We start from the raw sequence: 20939 nt of genomic DNA, 5'->3' as shown, positions 1-20939 counted from the left end.
TCCCGGCCGCCATACGGTCGCGCCAGCTCTGCGTCAGGCAGAGTTGGTTCGATCAGGGGTCGGCGACCATCGTACAGGGGGCGCGTAACACACCCTTAACGTGTGCCGTCGGCCCCGCCCGTGCCCAGCCAGTCGGCCAGCTTGCCGCCGTGGCCCACCGCGCGCAGCCGTCGTTCGGCGGCGTCGCGGACCGGGTCGGTGGCGACGACGAGCAGTTCGTCCCCGCGCCGCAGCACGGTAGTGGGCAGCGGGACGAACGATTTTTCATCACGGACCACGAGGGTGACCGCGGCACCGGCCGGCAGCCGCAGCTCGTTGACCTCGACGCCGTGCATCCGGGACCCCTCGGGGATCGCGACGGACAGCAGGTGCCCGCGCAGCCGCTCCAGGGGCGCCGACTCGATCCCGAGGTCGGCGGCCTCGGAGTCGCCGCCCAGGCGCAGCGTGCGCGCCAGCCAGGGCAGGGTCGGGCCCTGCACGAGGGTGTAGACGACGACCAGGACGAAGACGATGTTGAAGACGCGACGGCTGCCCTCGATGCCGCTCACCATCGGGATCGTCGCCAGGATGATGGGGACGGCACCGCGCAGTCCCGCCCAGGACATCAGCGTCTGCTCCTGCCACGGCACCCGGAACGGCGTCAGGCACAGCACGACGCTCAGCGGTCGCGCCACCATGGTCAGCACCAGCCCTATGACGAGCCCGGGCAGGACGTCGTCGCCCAGCTCGTGCGGGGTGACCAGCAGGCCGAGCAGCACGAACATGCCGATCTGGGCGATCCAGCCGAGCCCGTCGGCGAAACCGCGGGTGGCCGGCCAGTGCGGCAGCTTGGCGTTGCCCATCGCCATGGAGGCCAGATAGACGGCGAGGAACCCGCTGCCGTGCGCCAGCGCGCCCGCCGCGTACGCCGTGACGGCGATCGCCATGACCGCGATCGGGTAGAGGCCGGAGGCGGGCAGGGCGACGTGCCGGAGGCCCCAGGAGCCCAGCCAGCCCACCGCGATGCCGATGGCGGCACCGATGGCCAGCTCCAGGGTTATCTCGGCGATCAGCGTGTACCAGTGCTCGACCGGACCGGTCTGGGAGAAGGCGACCACCAGGATGACCACCGGGGCGTCGTTGAAGCCCGACTCGGCCTCCAGGGTGCCCGTCACGCGCGCGGGCAGGGGGATCCTGCGCAGCACCGAGAAGACCGCCGCCGCGTCCGTCGAGGAGACGACCGCGCCGATGATGAGCGCCTGGCGCCACTCGAGGCCGATCAGGTAGTGCGCGGCCGTCGCCGTGACCCCGACGCTCACCGCGACCCCGCCCAGCGCCAGCACCGTGGCGGCCGGCAGGGCCGGCTTGATCTCCTTCCACTTCGTGCCGAGGCCGCCCTCGGCCAGGATCACGACCAGGGCCGCGTACCCGATGACCTGGGTCAGCTCGGCGTTGTCGAAGTGGATGTCGCCGATGCCGTCCTGGCCCATGGCGATGCCGATCCCCAGGTACACGAGCAGGCTGGGGAGCCCGCTGCGCGAGGAGATCCGGACCGCTGCCACGGCGACGAGCAGGACGAGCGAGCAGACGAGCAGGAGCTGGTTGAGATGGTGGACAGTCAGCGGCCGTTCCCTTCCCTGGCTCACCCGCATCACGCGCGCGTGAGCTCACGTACATAGGACACGAAGCGGGGCAGCCACGCATCCAAGTACTTCGTTACCTTACCTAACTCTTGACGATTTCTTGACGCTTCGCGAGGCGAGATCGAACGCTCGTCCGCGTTTGATCCCGACTCCGCGTCAAGTCCCCCTGGGCCCTGCGCCTATGGTTGCTCCTGCGCTCAGTCAAAAGCACAGCCCGCCCTGCCGCTCGCGTTAGGACAGCAAGGACAGCGATGCCCCCCACCACCACCGCCTCATCGGGTCAGCAGCCCGGCAAGTCCGGCAGGAAGAAGGGGCGCAGAGCCCGCCTGATCGTTCTCGTCCTCGTACTGGCCGTCGTCGGCGCGCTCGCCTTCGGCGGGTACTGGACGGTGAGCACCGTCCGGGCATCCTTCCCGCAGACCAAGGGCTCGATCGAGCTGGAGGGCCTGTCGGGCCCCGTCGACGTCAAGCGCGACAGTTACGGCATCCCGCAGATCTACGCCTCCTCCGACGCGGACCTGTTCATGGCGCAGGGCTACGTCCAGGCGCAGGACCGGTTCTACGAGATGGACGTGCGCCGGCACATGACCTCCGGGCGCCTGTCGGAGATGTTCGGCAAGAGCCAGGTCGAGGACGACGAGTTCCTGCGGACGCTGGGCTGGGACCGGGTCGCGAAGAAGGAGTACGACACCAAGCTGTCGGCCTCCACCAAGAAGTACCTCCAGGCCTACGCCAAGGGGGTCAACGCCTACCTCCAGGGCAGGAGCGGCAAGGAGATCTCCCTGGAGTACGCGGCGCTCGGCTTCGAGAACGACTACAAGCCCGCGAAGTGGACCCCGGTCGACTCGGTCGCGTGGCTGAAGGCGATGGCCTGGGACCTGCGCGGCAACATGCAGGACGAGATCGACCGCGCCCTGATGACCAGCCGCCTCGGCCCGAAGCAGATCGCCGAGCTGTACCCGGAGTACCCGTACAGCCGCAACCAGGCGATCGTCCAGGAGGGCCAGTACGACGAGCTGACCCAGACCTTCGAGCAGAACGGCAGCTCGCAGGAGAACGGCCTGTCCGGCACGGGCACGTCGACGGGCGGCACGGGAACGTCCACCAGCGGCACCGGCACCTCCACGGGCGGCACCGGAACGTCCGCCGGAGGCACCGGGACGGGCACGTCGGCCTCGTCCTCGACCGCCTCGGCCCTCCAGAGCCAGCTCTCGGGCCTCTACGACGTCCTGGACGACGTCCCGACGGCCGTCGGCGTCAACGGCCAGGGCATCGGCTCCAACTCCTGGGTCGTCGCGGGCTCGCACACCATCACCGGCAAGCCCCTGCTCGCCAACGACCCGCACCTGTCCGCCTCGCTGCCGTCGGTCTGGTACCAGATGGGCCTGCACTGCCGGACCGTCTCCAGCAAGTGCCAGTACGACGTCTCCGGCTACACCTTCGCGGGCATGCCCGGCGTGGTCATCGGCCACAACGCGAAGATCGCCTGGGGCATGACCAACTCCGGCGTCGACGTCACCGACCTCTACCTGGAGAAGCTCTCCGGCGACGGCTACCTCTACGACGGCAAGACCAAGCCCTTCACCACGCGCGAGGAGACCATCAAGGTCGCCGGCGGCGCGTCCAAGAAGATCGTCGTCCGTGAGACGAACAACGGCCCCCTGCTCTCCGACCGCTACGACGAACTCGTGAAGGTCGGCAAGAAGGCCACCGTCGACAACGCCGCCCCCGACCGCGGCGACGGCTACGGCGTCGCCCTGCGCTGGACCGCGCTCGACCCCGGCACCACCATGGACGCCGTGTTCGCGATGGACAAGGCGTCGAACTGGAACGAGTTCCGCGAGGCGGCGGCCCTGTTCGACGTGCCCTCGCAGAATCTGGTCTACGCCGACTCCGAGAACATCGGCTACACGCTGCCCGGCCGCATCCCGATCCGTGCCAAGGGCCACACCGGCGCCATCCCGGCCCCGGGCTGGGACCCCAGGTACGCCTGGACCGGCAAGTACATCGAGCAGGACGAGTTGCCCTACGAGTACAACCCGGAGCGCGGCTACATCGTCACCGCCAACCAGGCCGTGATCGACAAGGACAAGTACCCCTACACGCTCACCGCGGACTGGGGCTACGGCACCCGCAGCCAGCGCATCACCGACCTGATCGAGCAGAAGATCAAGGGCGGCGGCAAGATCTCCACCGACGACATGCGCCAGATGCAGCTCGACAACAGCAGCGAGATCGCCAAGCTGCTGGTGCCCAAGCTGCTGAAGATCGACGTCGCGGACAAGGACGTGCGTCAGGCGCAGGAGCTCCTGGAGGGCTGGGACTACACCCAGGACGCCGACTCGGCCGCGGCCGCCTACTTCAACGCCGTCTGGCGCAACATCCTCAAGCTCGCCTTCGGCAACAAGCTGCCCAAGGAGCTGCGGGTCAAGGGCCAGTGCCTGTGGGTCGACCCGATCAACACCACCGGGCCAGCCGACCAGACGGACAAGGTCCGCGAGTGCGGCCAGCGCGACGCCGACCAGGCGCAGCCCGACGGCGGCGACCGCTGGTTCGAGGTCGTGCGCAAGCTCATGGACGACGAGAACAGCGACTGGTGGAAGACCCCCAAGGGCGTCGGCGACCGTCGCGAGGCCACCAACCGCGACGAGCTGTTCAAGCGCGCCATGGTCGACGCCCGCTGGGAGCTGACCGCCAAGCTCGGCAAGGACATCGACACCTGGAGCTGGGGCAGGCTGCACCGCCTGTTCCTGAAGAACCAGACCATGGGCGTGGAGGGCCCCGGCTTCCTCCAGTACATGCTCAACCGCGGCCCCTGGAAGCTCAGCGGCGGTGAGGCGACGGTCAACGCGACCGGCTGGAACGCCGCGGGCGGCTACGGCGTCGTCTGGGTGCCGTCGATGCGCATGGTGGTCAACCTCGGCGACCTCGACAAGTCGAAGTGGATCAACCTCACCGGGGCCTCCGGGCACGCCTACAGCGCGCACTACACCGACCAGACCGGCAAGTGGGTCAAGGGCGAGCTGCTGGACTGGTCGTTCTCGGACGAGGCCGTCGACAAGAGCACGTCCGACACCCTGGTCCTCAAGCCGTAAGGCCGAGGAAAGGGCCCCTCCACGCGCGCGTGAAGGGGCCCTTTCTCATTCCCGGTCCTGTCTCATTCCCGGTCCTGGAAGCGGCGCACGCCCGACGGCGTGACCACCGCGTGCACGGGGCGGTCGTGCTCCTCCTCCGGGACATGCGCGACGACCTCGGAGTCGTACAGGAGCACCACCAGCGCCGGTCGTGCGCCCGCGCGCTCCAGGCGGGCGAGCACCCGGTCGTACGACCCCCCGCCGCGCCCCAGGCGCATCCCGCGCCCGTCCACCGCGAGGCCGGGCAGCAGGACGACGTCGGCGCCGGTCACCGCGTCCGGGCCCAGACGCTCGCCGGAGGGCTCGAAAAGGGCCATCTTTCCGCCGTGCTGGACCCGCGCGAGGGAGCCCTCGCCGGTGTAGGCGCCCCAGTCCAGGTCGTTGTCCGGCAGGAGCGCCGGGAGCAGGACGCGCACGCCCCGGTCGCGCAGCGCGTCCAGGAGCGCGAGCGTGCCGGGCTCGCTCCCGACGGAGACGTACGCCGCCACCGTGCGCGCACGCGCCAGCTCGGGCAGCCCGAGGGGCCCGGCCGGCCAGCGCGGAAGCCGCTTCCCGCACGTCATCGGCCGTCAACCTGTTCCTCACCGCCAGGTACCCTCGTCGCAACGTTCGCTTGTCAAACTCGGTGGGACGTCCGACATGACTCAAAGTCTGCACCCGTACCCTTTCAATACGCTCATATAAGAGCTTATTAACCGGAGCCCCAGATTCCAGGCAAAGGCACCGGATAGGGTGCGGACATGACTCAGGCGCACCCTCGGATCAGCAAGGCTGTCATTCCGGCAGCAGGGCTCGGCACCCGCTTCCTGCCGGCAACCAAGGCCACTCCCAAGGAGATGCTGCCGGTGGTCGACAAGCCGGCGATCCAGTACGTGGTCGAGGAGGCCGTCTCGGCGGGTCTCGACGACGTCCTCATGATCACGGGACGCAACAAGCGCCCCCTCGAGGACCACTTCGACCGCAACTACGAGCTCGAGTCCGCCCTCCAGAAGAAGGGCGACGCCGGCCGGCTCGCGAAGGTCCAGGAGTCCAGCGACCTCGCCACCATGCACTACGTGCGCCAGGGCGACCCCCGCGGCCTCGGCCACGCCGTCCTGTGCGCGGCCCCCCACGTGGGCCACGAGCCCTTCGCCGTCCTCCTCGGCGACGACCTGATCGACGCCCGCGACCCCCTGCTCCAGCGGATGATCGAGGTCCAGGAGCAGCACGGCGGCAGCGTCATCGCGCTGATGGAGGTCGCGCCCGAGCAGATCCACCTCTACGGCTGTGCCGTCGTCGAGGAGACCGAGGACGGCGACGTCGTCAGGGTGAGCGGCCTCGTCGAGAAGCCGGAAGCGGCCGACGCCCCGTCGAACTACGCGGTCATCGGCCGCTACGTCCTCGACCCGCACATCTTCGACATACTCCGCAGGACCGAGCCGGGCCGGGGCAACGAGATCCAGCTCACCGACGCCCTCCAGCAGCTCGCACAGGACGAGAAGGTGGGCGGCCCGGTGCACGGCGTCGTCTTCAAGGGCCGCCGCTATGACACCGGCGACCGCGGCGACTATCTGCGTGCCATTGTCAGACTCGCGTGCGAACGTGAAGACCTGGGCCCGGACTTCCGGACCTGGCTTCGCAGTTACGTAGCCGAGGAGATGTAGGCATTTGAGCAGCGCCGCGCCCCGCCCCGCCGACCAGGACCACCTCTGGTCGGTGGACGAACACCTGGAGGACATCCTCGCGACCGTCCGCCCCCTGGAGCCCATCGAGCTGCAACTGCTCGACGCCCAGGGCTGCGTCCTGGTCGAGGACGTCACGGTCCCGGTGTCCCTGCCGCCGTTCGACAACAGTTCCATGGACGGGTACGCGGTGCGGGTCGCGGACGTGGCGGGCGCGAGCGAGGAGTTCCCGGCCGTCCTCGACGTCGTCGGGGACGTGGCCGCGGGCCAGGCCGAGCTGCTGCACGTCGGCCCCGGGCAGGCCGCCCGCATCATGACCGGCGCCCCGCTGCCGCCCGGCGCCGAGACCGTCGTCCCCGTCGAATGGACCGACGGGGGCCTCGGCGAGGGCCCGGTGACCGGGATGCGCGCCCGCGCTCTCGCCCCCGAGGGCGCCGAGGGACACGTGCACGTGTACCGGTCCGCCCAGGCACGCGCCCACGTGCGCGCCCAGGGCAGCGACGTCCGGGCCGGCGACCGCGCGCTGGAGGCGGGCACCGTCCTCGGCCCGCCGCAGATCGCCCTGCTCGCCGCGATCGGCCGCGGCACCGTACGCGTGCGCCCGCGCCCGCGCGTGGTCGTCATGTCCACCGGCAGCGAGCTCGTCCAGCCCGACGAGAGCCTCGGCACCGGCCAGATCTACGACTCCAACAGCTTCGCCCTCACCGCGGCCGCCCGGGACGCCGGCGCCATCGCCTACCGGGTGGGCGCCGTCGCCGACGACGCCGAGACCCTGCGCTCCACCATCGAGGACCAGCTCGTCCGCGCCGACCTCATGGTCACCACGGGCGGCGTCAGCGTCGGGGCGTACGACGTCGTCAAGGAGGCCCTGTCCTCCGTCGGCGACGAGGACGAACCGGGTGCCGGCGTCGACTTCCGCAAGCTCGCCATGCAGCCCGGCAAGCCCCAGGGCTTCGGCTCCATCGGCCCCGACCACACCCCGCTGCTCGCCCTGCCGGGCAACCCGGTGTCGTCGTACGTCTCCTTCGAACTGTTCGTCCGTCCCGCGATCCGCACCCTCATGGGCCTCGACGACGTGCACCGGCCGCGGACCAGGGCCACTCTGACCGCGGACAAGGCGCTGACCTCACCCAGGGGCCGCCGGCAGTTCCTGCGCGGTGCGTACGCCGACGGGTCCGTCAGGCCGGTCGGCGGTGCCGGGTCCCATCTGGTGGCCGCGCTCGCACAGGCGGACGCGCTGATCGTCGTACCGGAGGACGTGGAGTCCGTCGAGCCCGGCACCGAGGTCGAAGTGGTCCTGCTCGGCTGAGCACCCCAGGTTGGCGGTACCGTGTCGCGCACAACAGGCCGGACCGGGAGCGCCGCACAACCATGAGTACGCAGGACCGACTGACGCACATCGACGAGGCGGGAGCCGCCCGCATGGTCGATGTCTCCGGCAAGGACGTCACCGCACGCACCGCGCGCGCGAGCGGGCGCGTCCTCGTCTCGCCCCGAGTGATCGAGCTGCTGCGCGGCGAGGGCGTCCCGAAGGGTGACGCCCTGGCCACTGCGCGGATCGCGGGCATCATGGGCGCCAAACGCACCCCGGACCTCATCCCGCTGTGCCACCCGTTGTCGGTGTCCGGTGTGAAACTGGACCTGTCGGTCGCGGACGACGCCGTGGAGATCCTCGCCACCGTCAAGACCACGGACCGCACGGGCGTCGAGATGGAGGCCCTCACCGCGGTCTCCGTCGCCGCGCTCACCGTGATCGACATGGTCAAGGCGGTCGACAAGGGAGCGGTCATCACGGACGTACGGGTCGAGGAGAAGACGGGCGGCAAGTCGGGCGACTGGAGCCGGGCATGACGTATCGCGCTCTGGTGGTCACCGCCTCCAACCGGGCCGCCGCCGGTGTCTACGAGGACAAGGGCGGCCCGCTGGTCGCCGACGGCCTGAGGCGCTTCGGGTTCGCGGTCGACGGGCCGCAGGTCGTCCCCGACGGCGACCCCGTGGAAGCCGCCCTGCGCGCGGGCGTGGAGGCGGCCTACGACGTGATCGTCACCACCGGCGGCACCGGCATCTCGCCCACCGACCGCACGCCCGAGGCGACCCGCGCGGTGATCGACCGCGAGGTGCCGGGCATCGCGGAGGCCATCCGGGCGTTCGGACGGGACAAGGTGCCGACGGCCGCGCTCTCCCGGGGGCTGGCCGGGGTGGCCGGCCGCACGCTGATCGTCAATCTGCCGGGTTCCAGTGGCGGGGTGAAGGACGGACTGGCCGTCCTGGAGCCCCTGTTGATCCACGCCGTCGACCAGATCCGCGGCGGCGACCACCCAAGACCCGGTGCCGGCAGTGGGGGTGCGAGCTGAACAGCCCGTCCTGGCCCGTCGTACTGGCGGACGGCGATGTCGTCCTGAGGCCGATAAAGATGCGCGACCAGCGGGTCTGGCGCGAGGTGAACCGGCGCAACCGGGACTGGCTGCGCCCCTGGGAGGCGACCATTCCGCCGCCCACCCCGAGCGGCCCGATCGCGCACCGGCCGACCTACCGTCAGATGGTCCGGCACCTGAGGTCCGAGGCGAACGCGGGACGGATGCTGCCGTTCGTCATCGAGTACCAGGGCCAGCTGGTCGGGCAGTTGACGGTCGCCGGGATCACCTGGGGCTCGATGTGCTCGGGGCACGTCGGCTACTGGGTGGACCAGTCGGTCGCCGGGCGCGGGGTGATGCCGACCGCTGTGGCGCTTGTCGTGGACCACTGTTTCCGCACCGTTGGTCTGCACCGCATCGAGGTCTGCATTCGCCCCGAGAACATGCCGAGCCGGCGGGTCGTGGAGAAACTCGGATTCCGCGAGGAGGGACTGCGGCCGCGCTATCTCCACATCGACGGGGCCTGGCGGGACCATCTCGTGTTCGCGCTCACCGCGGAAGAGGTGCCCGACGGGTTGCTCCGGCGCTGGCAGCGGGCACGCTCCCGGAGTACGCCCCACGACAATCCCGCATAAGCGTTCGCCGAACCCGGAAATTGAATAAGTGTTCGAAAATGATCGGTGCATGACCGTCTCGGGGCATTGAATTCGCGACTGAGGCGGCCTGCTGATCGGATCGGTCACAAAAAAAGCTCGAAATATCAGCCAGATCGTGCGACACACCGGCGCAATTGGCAGATGGCCTCACGCAAACCCCTCTACCGTGTGAGGCGTGAGCAGCAGCGGCCTCATCTACGCAGTCATTGTCGGGGCCTGGGCCGCCTACTTGGTGCCGATGTGGCTCCGTAGGCAGGACGAGCTGAACGAGGCCCGTCCGACGGAACGCTTCAGCACCGCCATCCGGTTGCTGTCCGGACGGGCGGGCATGGAGCGTCGATACGCCAAGGACCTGCGCGCGCGCTCCGCCGACGAGGGGGAGCACGGCGCCGACGAACCGGACGCCGTCACCGACTCGGTGGACGTCCGGGCCTTCGCCATGCCCCCGACGCGTCCGCAGACCCAGGCGACGGTCCAGCCGCCGGCCTCCGAGCGCCGGGAGGCGCCGCGCGAGCCCGCGCGGGAAGCCGAGCGGGAAACAGGACACGGCGACCCGGCACGCGCGAAAACGAACGCACCCGAACCCGGTGGCGCACCGACGCGGAAGCAGGCGCCCGCGTCCGCCGCCCGGCGCACGGCAGCCGCGGAAGCGGCCGCTGCGCGCGCCCGGCGCACGAAGGTACTCGCACGCCGACGGCGTACGACGGTGATGCTCTTCCTCGCCTTCACCCTCGGCGCGATCGTCGCCGCCGTCGGAGGACTCGCCTTCCTGTGGGCGCCCGGCGTCCCCGCGGTGATGCTCAGCGCGTACATCGCCTACCTGCGCTCCCAGGAACGCCGCCGCTTCGCCTACCAGATGGACCGGCGCCGGGCCGAGGCCGCCGCCCAGCACCTGCGCGAGCGGGCCCGCCAGCCGCGCCGGCGCGCCGCCGTGAGCACCGGCGTGGACGCCGACGAACCGGACGAGGGACCAGGAACGGAGACCGATCCCGGCCTCTCCGCCCTCGCCGCGGACCGGCGCGCCCTCGTCGAGCAGACCGACCACGCCGAGTGGGTCGACCAGCAGCGCGAACGGCAGCGCAGGCCGGGCCACGGGGACAGCTGGGACCCGGTCCCGGTGCCGCTGCCCACGTACGTGACCGCGCCGGTCGCCCCACGGGCCACCGCGGACGTGGACCTCGGCGCGCCGGACGCGTGGAGCTCGGCCCGGTCCAGTGCCGTGGCCCCCGAGCAGTCAGGGCAGGACGCGGCGCCCGTCGCGGAGGACGGGGGAGCGGAGGACGGGTCCGCCGACGCGGAGGACAAGCCCTCCGCGGACGGTCGCACCGACGCCCGCCGCGCCGCGTCCGCCCGCCGGGCACGCGAGCGCGGCCGCACCCCGCTCTTCGACCAGTACGAGGAAGGCGAGCGGCCGCGCGCGGCCAACGAGTGAGTCACGGCCCCGCAATCGCCGCGCCCTGACCAGCCCGGAACGGATTTCCAAGCACCCGGATGGGGATGCTAGAGTTTCACTCGTTGCAAGGGCCTGTGGCGCAGTCCGGTAGCGCACCTCGTTCGCATCGAGGGGGCCAGGGGTTCAAATCCCCTCAGGTCCACGCATCATGAAGACCCGCTCCTGATTCAGGAGCGGGTCTTCTGTCATGTGTACGGGGATCTCACAGCGTCTTCGCGAAGCAGCGGCTGTCTTCGTGGTGGCGGTAGTAGCCGAACTTCACACAGGGTTCGTAGCCGCTGGACGTGTAGAGCGCGATGGCCTCCGGCTGCTTGGTGCCGGTCTCCAGGACCATGCGGGTGCGGCCGGCCGCGCGGGCGTGCTCCTCCAGGGCCGTCAGGATGCGGCGGGCGAGGCCGCGGCCGCGCATCTCCTCGATCACGTACATGCGCTTGAGCTCGGCGTCGCCGTCCAGATTTCCCTCGCCGTTGGCGTCCTGGGCACGCCAGCCGCCGGTGGCGACGGGGCTGTCCCTCTCGTCGTACGCGATCAGGAACACGCCGTTCGGGTGCTCGAAGTCGGTCGGGGCCAGCTCGGTGGCGTCGCCGCCGTCGCCGTAGCGGACGTGGTACTCGGCCTGGACCTGGTCGTTGAGCTTCACGGCGTCGGGGTGGTCGAAGGGGACACGGCGGATCATCATGCCCTCCAGTGTGCCGGTATCGTTCCCGGGTGCTCACTGTGACCTCCGCCAATGTGAACGGGCTGCGCGCCGCCGCGAAGAAGGGCTTCGTGGAATGGCTCGCGGAGACCTCCGCCGACGTGCTCTGCCTCCAGGAGGTGCGCGCCGAGCCGCAGCAGCTGCCCGAGAGCGTCCGTGCTCCCGAGGGCTGGCACGTGGTGCACGCGCCCGCCGCCGCCAAGGGGCGTGCCGGTGTCTCCCTCTACACCCGCCGCGAGCCCGACCGGGTCCGGATCGGCTTCGGTTCGGCCGAGTTCGACACCAGCGGACGCTATGTCGAGGCCGACCTGCCCGGCGTCACCGTCGCCTCCCTCTACCTGCCCTCCGGCGAGGTCGGCACCGAGCGGCAGGACGAGAAGGTCCGCTTCATGGACGAGTTCCTCGTGCACCTGAAGGGACTGCGCGAGCGCGCCGCCGCCGACGGCCGCGAAGTCGTCGTCTGCGGCGACTGGAACATCGCCCACCAGCAGGCCGACCTCAAGAACTGGCGCGCCAACCAGAAGAGCTCCGGCTTCCTGCCGGAGGAACGGGCATGGCTGAGCCGGGTCCTCGACGAGACCGACGGGGGGTACGTCGACGTCGTGCGCGCGCTGCATCCGGATGTGACGGGGCCGTACTCCTGGTGGTCGTACCGGGGGCGGGCGTTCGACAACGACACGGGATGGCGCATCGACTACCACGTCTCGACGCCGGGGCTCGCCGCGAAGGCCGTCAAGGGATACGTCGAGCGCGCCGCCACGCACGCCGAGCGCTGGTCGGACCATGCTCCGGTGACGGTCGTCTATGACCTCTAGTCCCGCTTCCGCAACCGTCGGTCCAGGGCCAGGGAGAGTTCCGCCTCGACCACGCTCCGGGCCAGGGGGCGCAGGCGGTGGAGGTCGGGTTCGGTGGCGTGGCGCAGGACCAGGTCGGCGAACATCTCCGCGAGGTCGTCCACGTGTTCGCGGACGCGTTTGCCGGCGGCCAGGACCTCTCCGAGGGGGATGCCCTCGCGGACCAGTTCGGAGGAGACGTCCAGGAGGCGGCGGCTGATGTGGACGATCTCGTCGCCGTCGGTGCCGAGGTAGCCGAGTTCCATGGCGGCGGCGAGGTTCTCCGGGGTGACCTCGCCCTCGAAGCGGGCGGCGAGTTCCTCGGGGGTGAGGCGGACCGGTTCCTCCTCCGTGGGCGGTGCGACGCCCAGGACGTCGGCGACGTCGCGGCCGTGGTCGAGGGCTTCCGCCAGTTCCGCGATGCCGGTGAGGGTGTGGCCGCGCTCCAGGAGGGCGGCGATCGTGCGCAGGCGGGCCAGGTGGTGGTCGTCGTACCAGGCGATGCGGCCCTCGCGGCGCGGGGGCGGGATGAGTTTGCGTTCGCGGTAGAAGCGCAGGGTGCGCACTGTGATGCCGGCCAGGCGGGCCAGTTCCTCCATGCGGTATTCGCGCTTGTCCGTCACGACCGAAGCCTATGTTGTACCGCCGGTACCCGCGGCGGCAGCCGCTGATGTAAACGTCCCTCTCCTGACCCCTACCCATCGGTATGGAGCTGTTCTACCCTCCCATTGCGCCAGTGTTCACTGGCAGAGTCGGGCAGGGAAGGCATCGGCATGGCCGAACACGAGCATGTGCGGGTGGCGGTGGTCGGGTCCGGGTTCGGGGGGCTGGGGGCCGCCGTACGGCTGCGGCGCGAGGGAGTCACCGACTTCGTCGTGCTGGAGCGGGCCGACAGTGTGGGTGGTACGTGGCGGGACAACAGCTATCCGGGATGTGCCTGTGACGTGCCGTCCCATCTGTACTCGTTCTCCTTCGCGCCCCATCCCGACTGGCCGCGCACCTTCTCCGGGCAGGAGCACATCCGCGCCTACCTGGAGCATGTGACGGACGTCTTCCGGCTCCGCCCGCACATCCGCCTCAACTCCGAGGTCAAGCGGATGACCTGGGACGGCGAGAAGCTGCGGTGGGACATCGAGACCGCCAGTGGCAGGCTGTCGGCCGACCTCGTCGTCTCCGCCACCGGGCCGCTCTCCGATCCGAAGATCCCCGACATCCCGGGGCTGGAGTCCTTCCCGGGCAAGGTCTTCCACTCCGCCCGCTGGGACCACGACTACGACCTGCGCGGCAAGCGGGTCGCCATGGTGGGGACGGGGGCCTCGGCCATCCAGATCGTCCCGGCCATCCAGCCGCTCGCCCGCAACGTCACGCTGTTCCAGCGCACCCCGCCCTGGGTGATGCCCCGCATGGACCGGGCGATCAGCGGCGCCGAGCGCTGGCTGCACCGGCAGCTGCCCTTCACCACCCAGGTCCGGCGCGGACTGCTGTGGGGCATCAGGGAGTTGCAGGTCCAGGCCTTCACCAAGCACCCCAACGAGCTGGGCGCGGTGGAGCAGCTGGCCAGGCGGAACATGGCCCGGGCCATCAAGGACCCGGCGCTGCGGGCCAAGCTCACCCCCGACTACCGCATCGGCTGCAAGCGGATCCTGCTGAGCAGCACCTATTACCCGGCGCTCGCGCAGCCCAACGTGGACGTGGTCGCGAGCGGGCTCAGCCGTGTCGAGGGCTCGAAGCTCGTCGCCGCCGACGGCACCGAGGCGCACGCCGACGCGATCGTGTTCGGTACGGGCTTCCACGTCACCGACATGCCGATCGCCGACCGGGTCGTCGGGGCGGACGGGCGGACGCTCGCCGAGGCGTGGAAGGGCGGGATGGAGGCGCTGCGGGGTGCCTCCGCCGCCGGGTTCCCCAACTGGATGACCATCATCGGGCCCAACACCGGCCTCGGGAACTCCTCGATGATCCTCATGATCGAGTCCCAGCTGAACTACCTGGCCGACTTCGTACGGCAGTTGGACGTCCTCGGCGGCCGGGTGGCCCTCGACGCCCGCCCCGAGGCCGTCCAGGCCTGGAACCACCGGGTGCAGGAGCGCATGAAGCGCACGGTGTGGAACACCGGCGGCTGCACCAGCTGGTACCTGGACCCGAACGGCCGCAACACCACGATCTGGCCCGGTACGACGACCGAGTTCCGCAGGGCGACCCGGCGGGTGGACCTCGCCGAGTACGAGGTGCTGCGGGTGCCCGCGCACGCGGAGGTGACCGCCGTATGAGCCGGCCGGCCCATGTCCTCTCCGGGCCCTACGCCCCGCCCGTCCCGGCGCGTGAGCTGACCGCGTTCTCCGCCGACGGCGCCCGCCTGCACGTGGAGGTGCACGGTCCCGAGGGCGCGCCCCCCGTCGTGCTCGCCCACGGCTGGACCTGCTCGACCGCCTTCTGGGCCGCACAGATCCGTGAACTCGCCGTGGACCACCGGGTCATCGCGTACGACCAGCGCGGCCATGGACGCAGTCCGGCGAGCCCGGCGTGCAGTGCGGACGGGCTCGCCGACGACCTCGAAGCCGTACTGGAGGCGGCTCTCGCCCCCGGTGAGAAGGCGGTGGTCGCCGGGCACTCCATGGGCGGGATGACGGTGATGGCGGCGGCCGGGCGGCCGCGGTTCCGGGAGCACGCCGCGGCGGTCCTGCTGTGCAGCACCGGGTCGTCGCGGCTGGTCGCCGAGTCGACCGTCGTGCCGATCCGGGCCGGGCGGCTGCGCACCTGGCTGACCCGGCACGTGCTCGGGGCGCGGGCGCCGCTCGGGCCGGTCACACCGCTCGCCCTGAGGATCCTCAAGTACGGGACGATGGGCCCCGGTTCGGCCCCGCACATGGTGGAGGCGTGCGCGCGGATCGTGCACGCGTGTCCGCGCAAGGTGCGCTACGCCTGGTCGCAGGTCCTCGATCTGCTCGACCTGGACCACGGGGTGCGGCAGCTCTCCGTGCCCACGGCCGTCGTCGTCGGTACGGCCGACCGGCTCACCCCGCCCGTCCACGCACGCCAGTTGGCCGCCGCGCTGCCGAACTGCCTCGGCGTCACCGAACTGCCCGGTCTCGGCCACATGACGCCCGTCGAGGCGCCCGAGCTGGTCAGTGCGCGGATCCGGGAACTCGTCACCACGTATGTCCAGGTCAAGGAGGGCGCATGAGCAGGGTCGGACTCGAAGGGCAGGTCGCGGTCGTCACGGGGGCCGCGCGGGGCGTGGGCGAGCTGCTCGCCCGCAAGCTGTCGGCGCGCGGGGCCAAGGTCGCGCTGGTCGGTCTCGAACCGGACGCGCTCAAGCAGCTCTCCGACCGGCTGCACGGGGACAGCGACCACTGGTACGCCGACGTCACCGATCACGCGGCGATGGCCCGGGTGGCGCAGGAGGTGAAGGAGCGGTTCGGGAAGGTCGACATCGTGGTCGCCAACGCGGGCGTCGCCACCGGCGGGCCGTTCGTCGACTCCGATCCGGAGTCCTGGCGGCGGGTGATCGAGGTCAACCTCGTCGGATCGGCCGTCACCGCGCGGGCGTTCCTTCCGGTGCTGATGGAGAGCCGCGGCTATCTGCTGCAGATCGCCTCCCTCGCCGCGATCACCCCGGCGCCGATGATGACCGCGTACTGCGCCTCGAAGTCCGGGGTGGAGGCGTTCGCGCACAGTCTGCGGGCGGAGGTCGGCCACCGGGGCGTGCGGGTCGGGGTCGGGTATCTGTCGTGGACCGACACGGACATGGTGCGCGGGGCCGACCAGGACGACGTCATGCGGGAGCTCAGGCAGCGGCTGCCGTGGCCGGCCAACAAGACGTATCCGCTGGGGCCGGCCGTCGAGCGGATCGTGGCCGGGATCGAGCGGCGCTCCAGCCATGTGTACGGGCAGGGGTGGCTGCGCGGGATGCAGGGGATGCGCGGGTATCTGCCGGGGCTCATCGGGACCGTCGGACAGCGCGAGATGAGGCGGTTCGGACAGCGTCTGGAGGGCCTGCGGATCGGACTCGTCGGCGCAGGTGGGGCCGCGGACGAGGAGGCGCGCGCTACGCACCGTAGTTGATCGAAATGCGTTCTTTGTCCGGGCGTGTGAATCTGGTCGAGGCCCCGGCCAGGGGCTCTTCCCCTCACCCCCACGGGAGTGAACCCACATGGGTATGAAGGACCAGTTCCAGGACAAGTCCGAGCAGTGGCAGCAGCAGGCCAGGCAGAAGGCCCAGGAGGGCCGGGAGCAGGCCCAGCGCGGTCGCCGCGGCGAGCAGGACAGTGAGCGCATGCGGGACGAGGAGTCCGAGCGGATGCGCCGCGAGGAGCAGGAGCGGCTGGACCCCGACTACGACATGTAGTCACTGCTCTCACTGCTCGAAGCGTGGGGTGCCCTCTGGTTGTCGGGAGGGCACCCTGCGTTTTTCGGGTTCGTTGTCGGGTGCGGGGCGGTGGGGGCCTGTCGCGCGGTTCCCCGCGCCCCTGAAGGCACAAAGACCTCACCTGGGCGGCAACTTGGGCCTTGACCTGTTCGGTACGTCCCGGTAGTCCGGCGGGGTCGCCGGCGGGTTCGTCTCCAGCAGGCTCAGCGCCAGCGTCACCGCGTCGTCGAGTTGGGCGTGCCGGCCCTCCGCCCAGTCCAGGGGGGTGCGCAGGATCTCCAGGTCCGGGGTGACGCCCTGGTTCTCGATGGACCAGCCGTACGCGTCGAACCAGGCCGCGTTCATCGGGACGGTGATCACCGTGCCGTCGCCGAGCTGGTGGCGGCCGGTCATGCCGACCACCCCGCCCCAGGTGCGCTGGCCCACCACCGGCCCGAGCTTCAGGAGTTTGAAGGCCGCCGTGATCATGTCGCCGTCCGAGGAGGTCGCCTCGTCGGCGAGGGCCACCACCGGGCCGCGGGGGGCGTTCGAGGCGTACGACACCGGCTGGGCGTTGCGCGTCAGGTCCCAGCCGAGGATCGTGCGGGTCAGCTTCTCCACCACCAGTTCGCTGATGTGGCCGCCCGCGTTGCCGCGCACGTCGACGATGAGGGCCGGCCGGGAGACCTCCATGCGCAGGTCCCGGTTGAACTGGGCCCAGCCCGAGCCGCCCATGTCGGGGATGTGCAGATAGCCGCAGCGGCCGCCGCTCAACTCCCGCACCACGGCACGGCGTTTGGCCACCCAGTCCTGGTAGCGCAGGGGGCGCTCGTCGAGGAGGGGGACCACCGCGACCCGGCGGGCCGTGCCCTCGCCCTCCGCCGGGACGAACGTCAGCTCCACCGTCGTACCGCCCGCCGCCGCGAGCAGCGGGTACGGGCCCGCGACCGGGTCGACCGGGCGGCCGTCGACGTGGGTGAGGACCGCGCCCTCGCGGATGCCCGTGCCGGCCAGCGGGGAGCGGGCCTTGGAGTCCGAGGAGTCGCCGGGCAGGATCCGCCGGACCGTCCAGCCGCCGTCCCTGAGGACGAAATTGGCGCCCAGCAGGCCCTGGCGGCGCTGGTAGTGCGGGGGGCCCTCGTTGCGGCGGGCGGGGGTGACGTAGGCGTGGGAGGTGCCCAGTTCGCCGAGGACCTCGCGCAGCAGGTCGGCGAACTCGTCGGGGGAGGCGATCCGTTCGAGCAGCGGGCGGTACTGGTCGAGCACCGCGTCCCAGTCGATGCCGCACATCCCCGGGTCCCAGAAGTACGACCGGATCAGCCGGCCCGCCTCCTCGTACGACTGGCGCCACTCGGCGGGCGGGTCGACCTCGTGGAGGATGCGGCGCAGGTCGATCCAGACGGTCGAGTCGCTGTCGCCGGACTCGGTGGCGGGGGCGGCGCGCAGGTCGCCCTCGTCCACGACGACCAGCCGGGAGCCGTCGCCGCTGACCGCGAACCAGTCGAGGTGCTCGACGAGTTCGGTCTTCTTCGCCTTGCCGATGGCGAAGTGTTCGAGGGTGGGGCGCTCGGAGGTGTCGTCGGGGTTGACGAAGGTCTCGCCGAGTGCGCCGGAGATGGGCCAGCGCAACCAGACCAGGCCGCCGCCCGCGACCGGGTGCAGCGCCGAGTACTTGGAGGCGGGGACCGGGAAGGGGGTCACCCGGCTCTCCAGACCTTCGAGTTCGACGGTCACCGCTCCGCTGTCGCCGCCGTCGCCGCCGGTGTCCTCGACCGGGTCCAGGCCCCCGGCGGCCGGGCGGCCCTCCGGGTTCAGGGCGAAGGGGGAGGGGGTGGCCGAGGACAGCGGGACCAGGTAGGGGCGGCAGCCCAGCGGGAAGGAGAGGTCGCCGGTGTGCACGTCGTACACCGGATCGAAGCCCCGCCAGGAGAGGAAGGCCAGGTAGCGGCCGTCCCGGGTGAAGACCGGGTTCTCGTCCTCGAAGCGGCCGTTGGTGACGTCGACGATGAGACGGTCCTTGATGCGGGCCATCTTGATCTGGCGCAGGGAGCGGCCGATGCCGGGGTGCGACCATGTCAGCCAGGTGCCGTCCGGGGAGAAGGAGAGGTCGCGGACGGGGCCGTTGACGGAGCGGATCAGCTCGGTGACTTCCCCGTCGGTCTCCTCCGTGCCCGCGGTGTCAGCCGCACTGTCGGGCACGGTCAGGAGCAGCAGGCGTCCGTCGTGCGAGGCGATGGCCAGCCGCTCGCCCTTCGGGTCGGAGACCAGCTCCAGGACCCGGCCCAGCTCGCCGGAGGCAAGCCGGAGCGGCTCGCGGTCGCCGGTCGCCCGGGGCAGGTACGCGATCTCCACCGCGTCCTCGCCCTCGGCATCCGTCACATAGGCGACCCGGCCGGCGGATCCGAGCATCTCCGGGAGCCGGACCCGTACGCCCGGGGTGTCGGTGATGGTGCGCGCCGGGCCGTCGCGGTGGGTCAGCCAGTACAGGCTGCCGCGGACGACGACGGCACTCGCGCGGCCCGTCTCGTCGACCGAGATGCCGTCCACGTGCTGGGCGGCGGGCACCTGGTAGGGGCGGCGCCCGGCTCGCGGCCCGCTCAGCCGTACGTCGAGCCGGCGGGGCTCGGAGGTGAGGTCGTCGACGATCCACAGGTCGCCGCCGCACTGGTACACGACCCGGGTGCCGTCGCTGGAGGCGTGCCGGGCGTAGAAGGCGTCGTGGTCGGTGTGGCGGCGCAGGTCAGAGCCGTCCGGGGCGCAGGAGTACAGGTTGCCGACGCCTTCGTGGTCGGAGAGGAAGGCGATCCGGTCGCCGACGAACATGGGGGAGTGGAGGTGGCCGCCGAGGTCGGGCAGCAGGCGTTCGCCGTGCAGCCAGAGGCGGCCCGTCGCGCCGCCCCGGTAGCGCTTCCAGGCGGCCGGTTCGTGCGGCGGGGTGCCGGTGAGCAGGAGGGTCCTGCGGTCGGCGACCTGGATGTCGGAGACCGGGCCCCAGGGGAGCTTGTGGCCGGGGGAGCCGTCGGTGGGGACCTTGTACGCCCAGGTGAAGTAGGAGAAGGGCTCGCCGTGGGAGGCGACGGCGAGGATCTCGCCGGCCGGGGTCCAGCCGGTGACCTGGGTGTCCGTGGAGCCCCAGTGGGTGAGCCTGCGGCCCGGTCCGCCGTCCACCTCGCACAGGTGGATCTCGGGCACGAGACTGCGCCAGCTCGTGTACGCGATGCGGCGGCCCTCGGGGCAGAACCGCGGATGGCCGATCTTGGTGCGGTCGACCGTCAGGCGCCAGGCGCGGCCCGGGCCGTCGAGAGGGGCCAGCCAGAGGTCGTCCTCGGCCACGAAGCACAACAGGTCGCCGCTCAGGTGCGGTAGGCGCAGATAGCTCACCTCCCCATGCTTTTCCGGGGGATGGACCGGAGCAACTTGTGAAAAACCGGCCGATGCCGATCTGTGGGTGGCTCCCGGTGACCCATAACACGAACGAAACCGTTTCGTTTCGATGGCGGATGCGCTACATTCGTGTCGTACGAAACAGTGTCGTACGAAGTCCCGGCGCGGAAAGGGTGAGTGACATGACCGAGGTCTCGACCGCGCGTCGCAGCCGCATCACCCCAGAGCGTGAGGCCGAGCTGTACGAGGCCGTGCTCGAACTGCTCCGGGAGGTCGGCTACGACGCCCTCACCATGGACGCCGTCGCCGCTCGCACCCGTTCCAGCAAGGCCACGCTCTACCGCCAGTGGGGCGGCAAGGCCGAGCTGGTGGCGAAGGCGGTCCGGCACTCCAAGCCGGGCGGTATCGGTCTCGACGAGATCGACACCGGGTCGCTCAAGGGCGACCTGCACGCGCTCACCATGCGCTCGGACGACTGCACCATGGAGCAGAACTCCGCGCTCATGCGGGGCCTGGCCATGGCGGTCCACGGCAACCCGGACCTGCTGAAGGCGTTCCGCGAACATCTCGTCGAACCCGAGATGGCGGAGTTCCGCAGGCTGGTCCAGCGGGCGATCGACCGGGGCGAGGTACGCCCGGACAACCCGGCGATCGAGTTCATGATGCACATGATGCTCGGCGGGTTCGCCGCCCGCACGATGATCGACGAGCTGCCGCCGACCCAGTCCTTCCTGCTTTCGTACATCGACGCCGTGGTCCTCCCCGCCCTCGGCGTTCCGGTCGACTGACCGCCACTC

At 70.9% G+C, this 20939-nt stretch carries 17 protein-coding genes, 1 tRNA gene and 1 pseudogene; 14 read left to right on the top strand and 5 right to left on the bottom strand.

Features of this window, described 5'->3' with window-relative positions; all coding sequences use genetic code 11:
• Positions 1-95 precede the first annotated feature (95 nt).
• A complete protein-coding gene (locus tag M2163_RS22700) occupies positions 96-1631 on the bottom strand; it encodes a potassium/proton antiporter (protein WP_280850982.1) in 1536 nt (511 codons plus the stop codon).
• Between the two features lie 242 nt (positions 1632-1873).
• Between M2163_RS22700 and M2163_RS22695 the strand changes: the two genes are divergently transcribed.
• Positions 1874-4717 carry a penicillin acylase family protein gene (locus tag M2163_RS22695; protein ID WP_280850983.1) on the top strand — a complete coding sequence of 948 codons (2844 nt, stop codon included), beginning with the start codon at positions 1874-1876 and terminating at the stop codon, positions 4715-4717.
• Between the two features lie 62 nt (positions 4718-4779).
• On the opposite strand, the pseudogene M2163_RS22690 reads toward M2163_RS22695, so the two are convergent.
• A pseudogene (locus tag M2163_RS22690) lies at positions 4780-5329 on the bottom strand (5-formyltetrahydrofolate cyclo-ligase).
• A gap of 167 nt (positions 5330-5496) precedes the next feature.
• Here M2163_RS22690 and galU point away from each other — a divergent pair.
• The 7 genes from galU to M2163_RS22655 all read left to right on the top strand — a co-directional run bounded on the left by galU (position 5497) and on the right by M2163_RS22655 (position 11022).
• Complete coding sequence (gene galU, locus M2163_RS22685) at positions 5497-6399, top strand: UTP--glucose-1-phosphate uridylyltransferase GalU (RefSeq protein ID WP_280850985.1); 903 nt, start codon at positions 5497-5499, stop codon at positions 6397-6399.
• Positions 6400-6403: 4 nt separating this feature from the next.
• A complete protein-coding gene (gene glp, locus M2163_RS22680) occupies positions 6404-7726 on the top strand; it encodes a gephyrin-like molybdotransferase Glp (RefSeq protein WP_280850986.1) in 1323 nt (440 codons plus the stop codon).
• 62 nt (positions 7727-7788) lie between these two features.
• Entirely contained in the window at positions 7789-8268 is a 480-nt protein-coding gene (gene moaC, locus M2163_RS22675) for a cyclic pyranopterin monophosphate synthase MoaC (RefSeq protein WP_053852462.1), read from the top strand.
• Positions 8265-8771, top strand: a complete 507-nt coding sequence (locus tag M2163_RS22670; RefSeq protein ID WP_280850987.1) for a MogA/MoaB family molybdenum cofactor biosynthesis protein — start codon at positions 8265-8267, stop codon at positions 8769-8771. The genes moaC and M2163_RS22670 overlap by 4 nt, the downstream gene beginning before the upstream one ends.
• Positions 8768-9406, top strand: a complete 639-nt coding sequence (locus M2163_RS22665; RefSeq protein ID WP_280854175.1) for a GNAT family protein — start codon at positions 8768-8770, stop codon at positions 9404-9406. The genes M2163_RS22670 and M2163_RS22665 overlap by 4 nt, the downstream gene beginning before the upstream one ends.
• Before the next feature lie 196 nt (positions 9407-9602).
• A complete protein-coding gene (gene glpR, locus M2163_RS22660) occupies positions 9603-10859 on the top strand; it encodes a gephyrin-like molybdotransferase receptor GlpR (RefSeq protein ID WP_280894866.1) in 1257 nt (418 codons plus the stop codon).
• An 89-nt stretch (positions 10860-10948) separates the two neighbouring features.
• Positions 10949-11022: transfer RNA gene (locus M2163_RS22655), tRNA-Ala, on the top strand.
• 60 nt (positions 11023-11082) lie between these two features.
• On the opposite strand, the gene M2163_RS22650 is transcribed toward M2163_RS22655, so the two are convergent.
• Positions 11083-11559 carry a GNAT family N-acetyltransferase gene (locus M2163_RS22650; protein ID WP_280894865.1) on the bottom strand — a complete coding sequence of 159 codons (477 nt, stop codon included), beginning with the start codon at positions 11557-11559 and terminating at the stop codon, positions 11083-11085.
• A 29-nt stretch (positions 11560-11588) separates the two neighbouring features.
• Here M2163_RS22650 and M2163_RS22645 point away from each other — a divergent pair, with 29 nt between their 5' ends.
• Positions 11589-12392 (top strand): exodeoxyribonuclease III, encoded by an 804-nt coding sequence (locus M2163_RS22645; RefSeq protein ID WP_280850990.1) that lies wholly within the window; start codon positions 11589-11591, stop codon positions 12390-12392.
• Here M2163_RS22645 and M2163_RS22640 read toward each other — a convergent pair.
• Positions 12389-13033 (bottom strand): MerR family transcriptional regulator, encoded by a 645-nt coding sequence (locus M2163_RS22640; protein ID WP_280850991.1) that lies wholly within the window; start codon positions 13031-13033, stop codon positions 12389-12391. The genes M2163_RS22645 and M2163_RS22640 overlap by 4 nt on opposite strands.
• Positions 13034-13183: 150 nt before the next feature.
• Here M2163_RS22640 and M2163_RS22635 point away from each other — a divergent pair, with 150 nt between their 5' ends.
• From M2163_RS22635 to M2163_RS22620, 4 genes are all read left to right on the top strand, one after another.
• Positions 13184-14680 (top strand): NAD(P)/FAD-dependent oxidoreductase, encoded by a 1497-nt coding sequence (locus tag M2163_RS22635; RefSeq protein WP_280850992.1) that lies wholly within the window; start codon positions 13184-13186, stop codon positions 14678-14680.
• The gene (locus M2163_RS22630; RefSeq protein ID WP_280894864.1) at positions 14677-15594 is read left to right on the top strand and encodes an alpha/beta hydrolase; all 918 of its coding nucleotides are present in this window, start codon (positions 14677-14679) and stop codon (positions 15592-15594) included. Before M2163_RS22635 ends, M2163_RS22630 begins: the two co-directional genes overlap by 4 nt.
• On the top strand, positions 15591-16475 hold the full coding sequence (locus tag M2163_RS22625; protein ID WP_280894863.1) for an SDR family oxidoreductase: 885 nt from the start codon (positions 15591-15593) through the stop codon (positions 16473-16475). The genes M2163_RS22630 and M2163_RS22625 overlap by 4 nt, the downstream gene beginning before the upstream one ends.
• 88 nt (positions 16476-16563) lie before the next feature.
• Positions 16564-16758: a hypothetical protein gene (locus tag M2163_RS22620; RefSeq protein WP_280850994.1), complete on the top strand. Its 195-nt coding sequence runs from the start codon at positions 16564-16566 to the stop codon at positions 16756-16758.
• A gap of 138 nt (positions 16759-16896) precedes the next feature.
• Here M2163_RS22620 and M2163_RS22615 read toward each other — a convergent pair whose 3' ends face one another.
• On the bottom strand, positions 16897-20139 hold the full coding sequence (locus tag M2163_RS22615; RefSeq protein ID WP_280894862.1) for a S41 family peptidase: 3243 nt from the start codon (positions 20137-20139) through the stop codon (positions 16897-16899).
• 185 nt (positions 20140-20324) lie between these two features.
• Here M2163_RS22615 and M2163_RS22610 point away from each other — a divergent pair, with 185 nt between their 5' ends.
• Positions 20325-20930, top strand: coding sequence for a TetR/AcrR family transcriptional regulator (locus M2163_RS22610; protein WP_280850996.1), 606 nt, complete (start codon positions 20325-20327; stop codon positions 20928-20930).
• Positions 20931-20939: the final 9 nt, after the last annotated feature.

This window comes from Streptomyces sp. SAI-135 (genome assembly GCF_029893805.1).
GTDB lineage: Bacteria > Actinomycetota > Actinomycetes > Streptomycetales > Streptomycetaceae > Streptomyces.
Note: the sequence above shows the minus strand (reverse complement) of the source record. Positions and strands in the feature narration are given on the sequence as shown.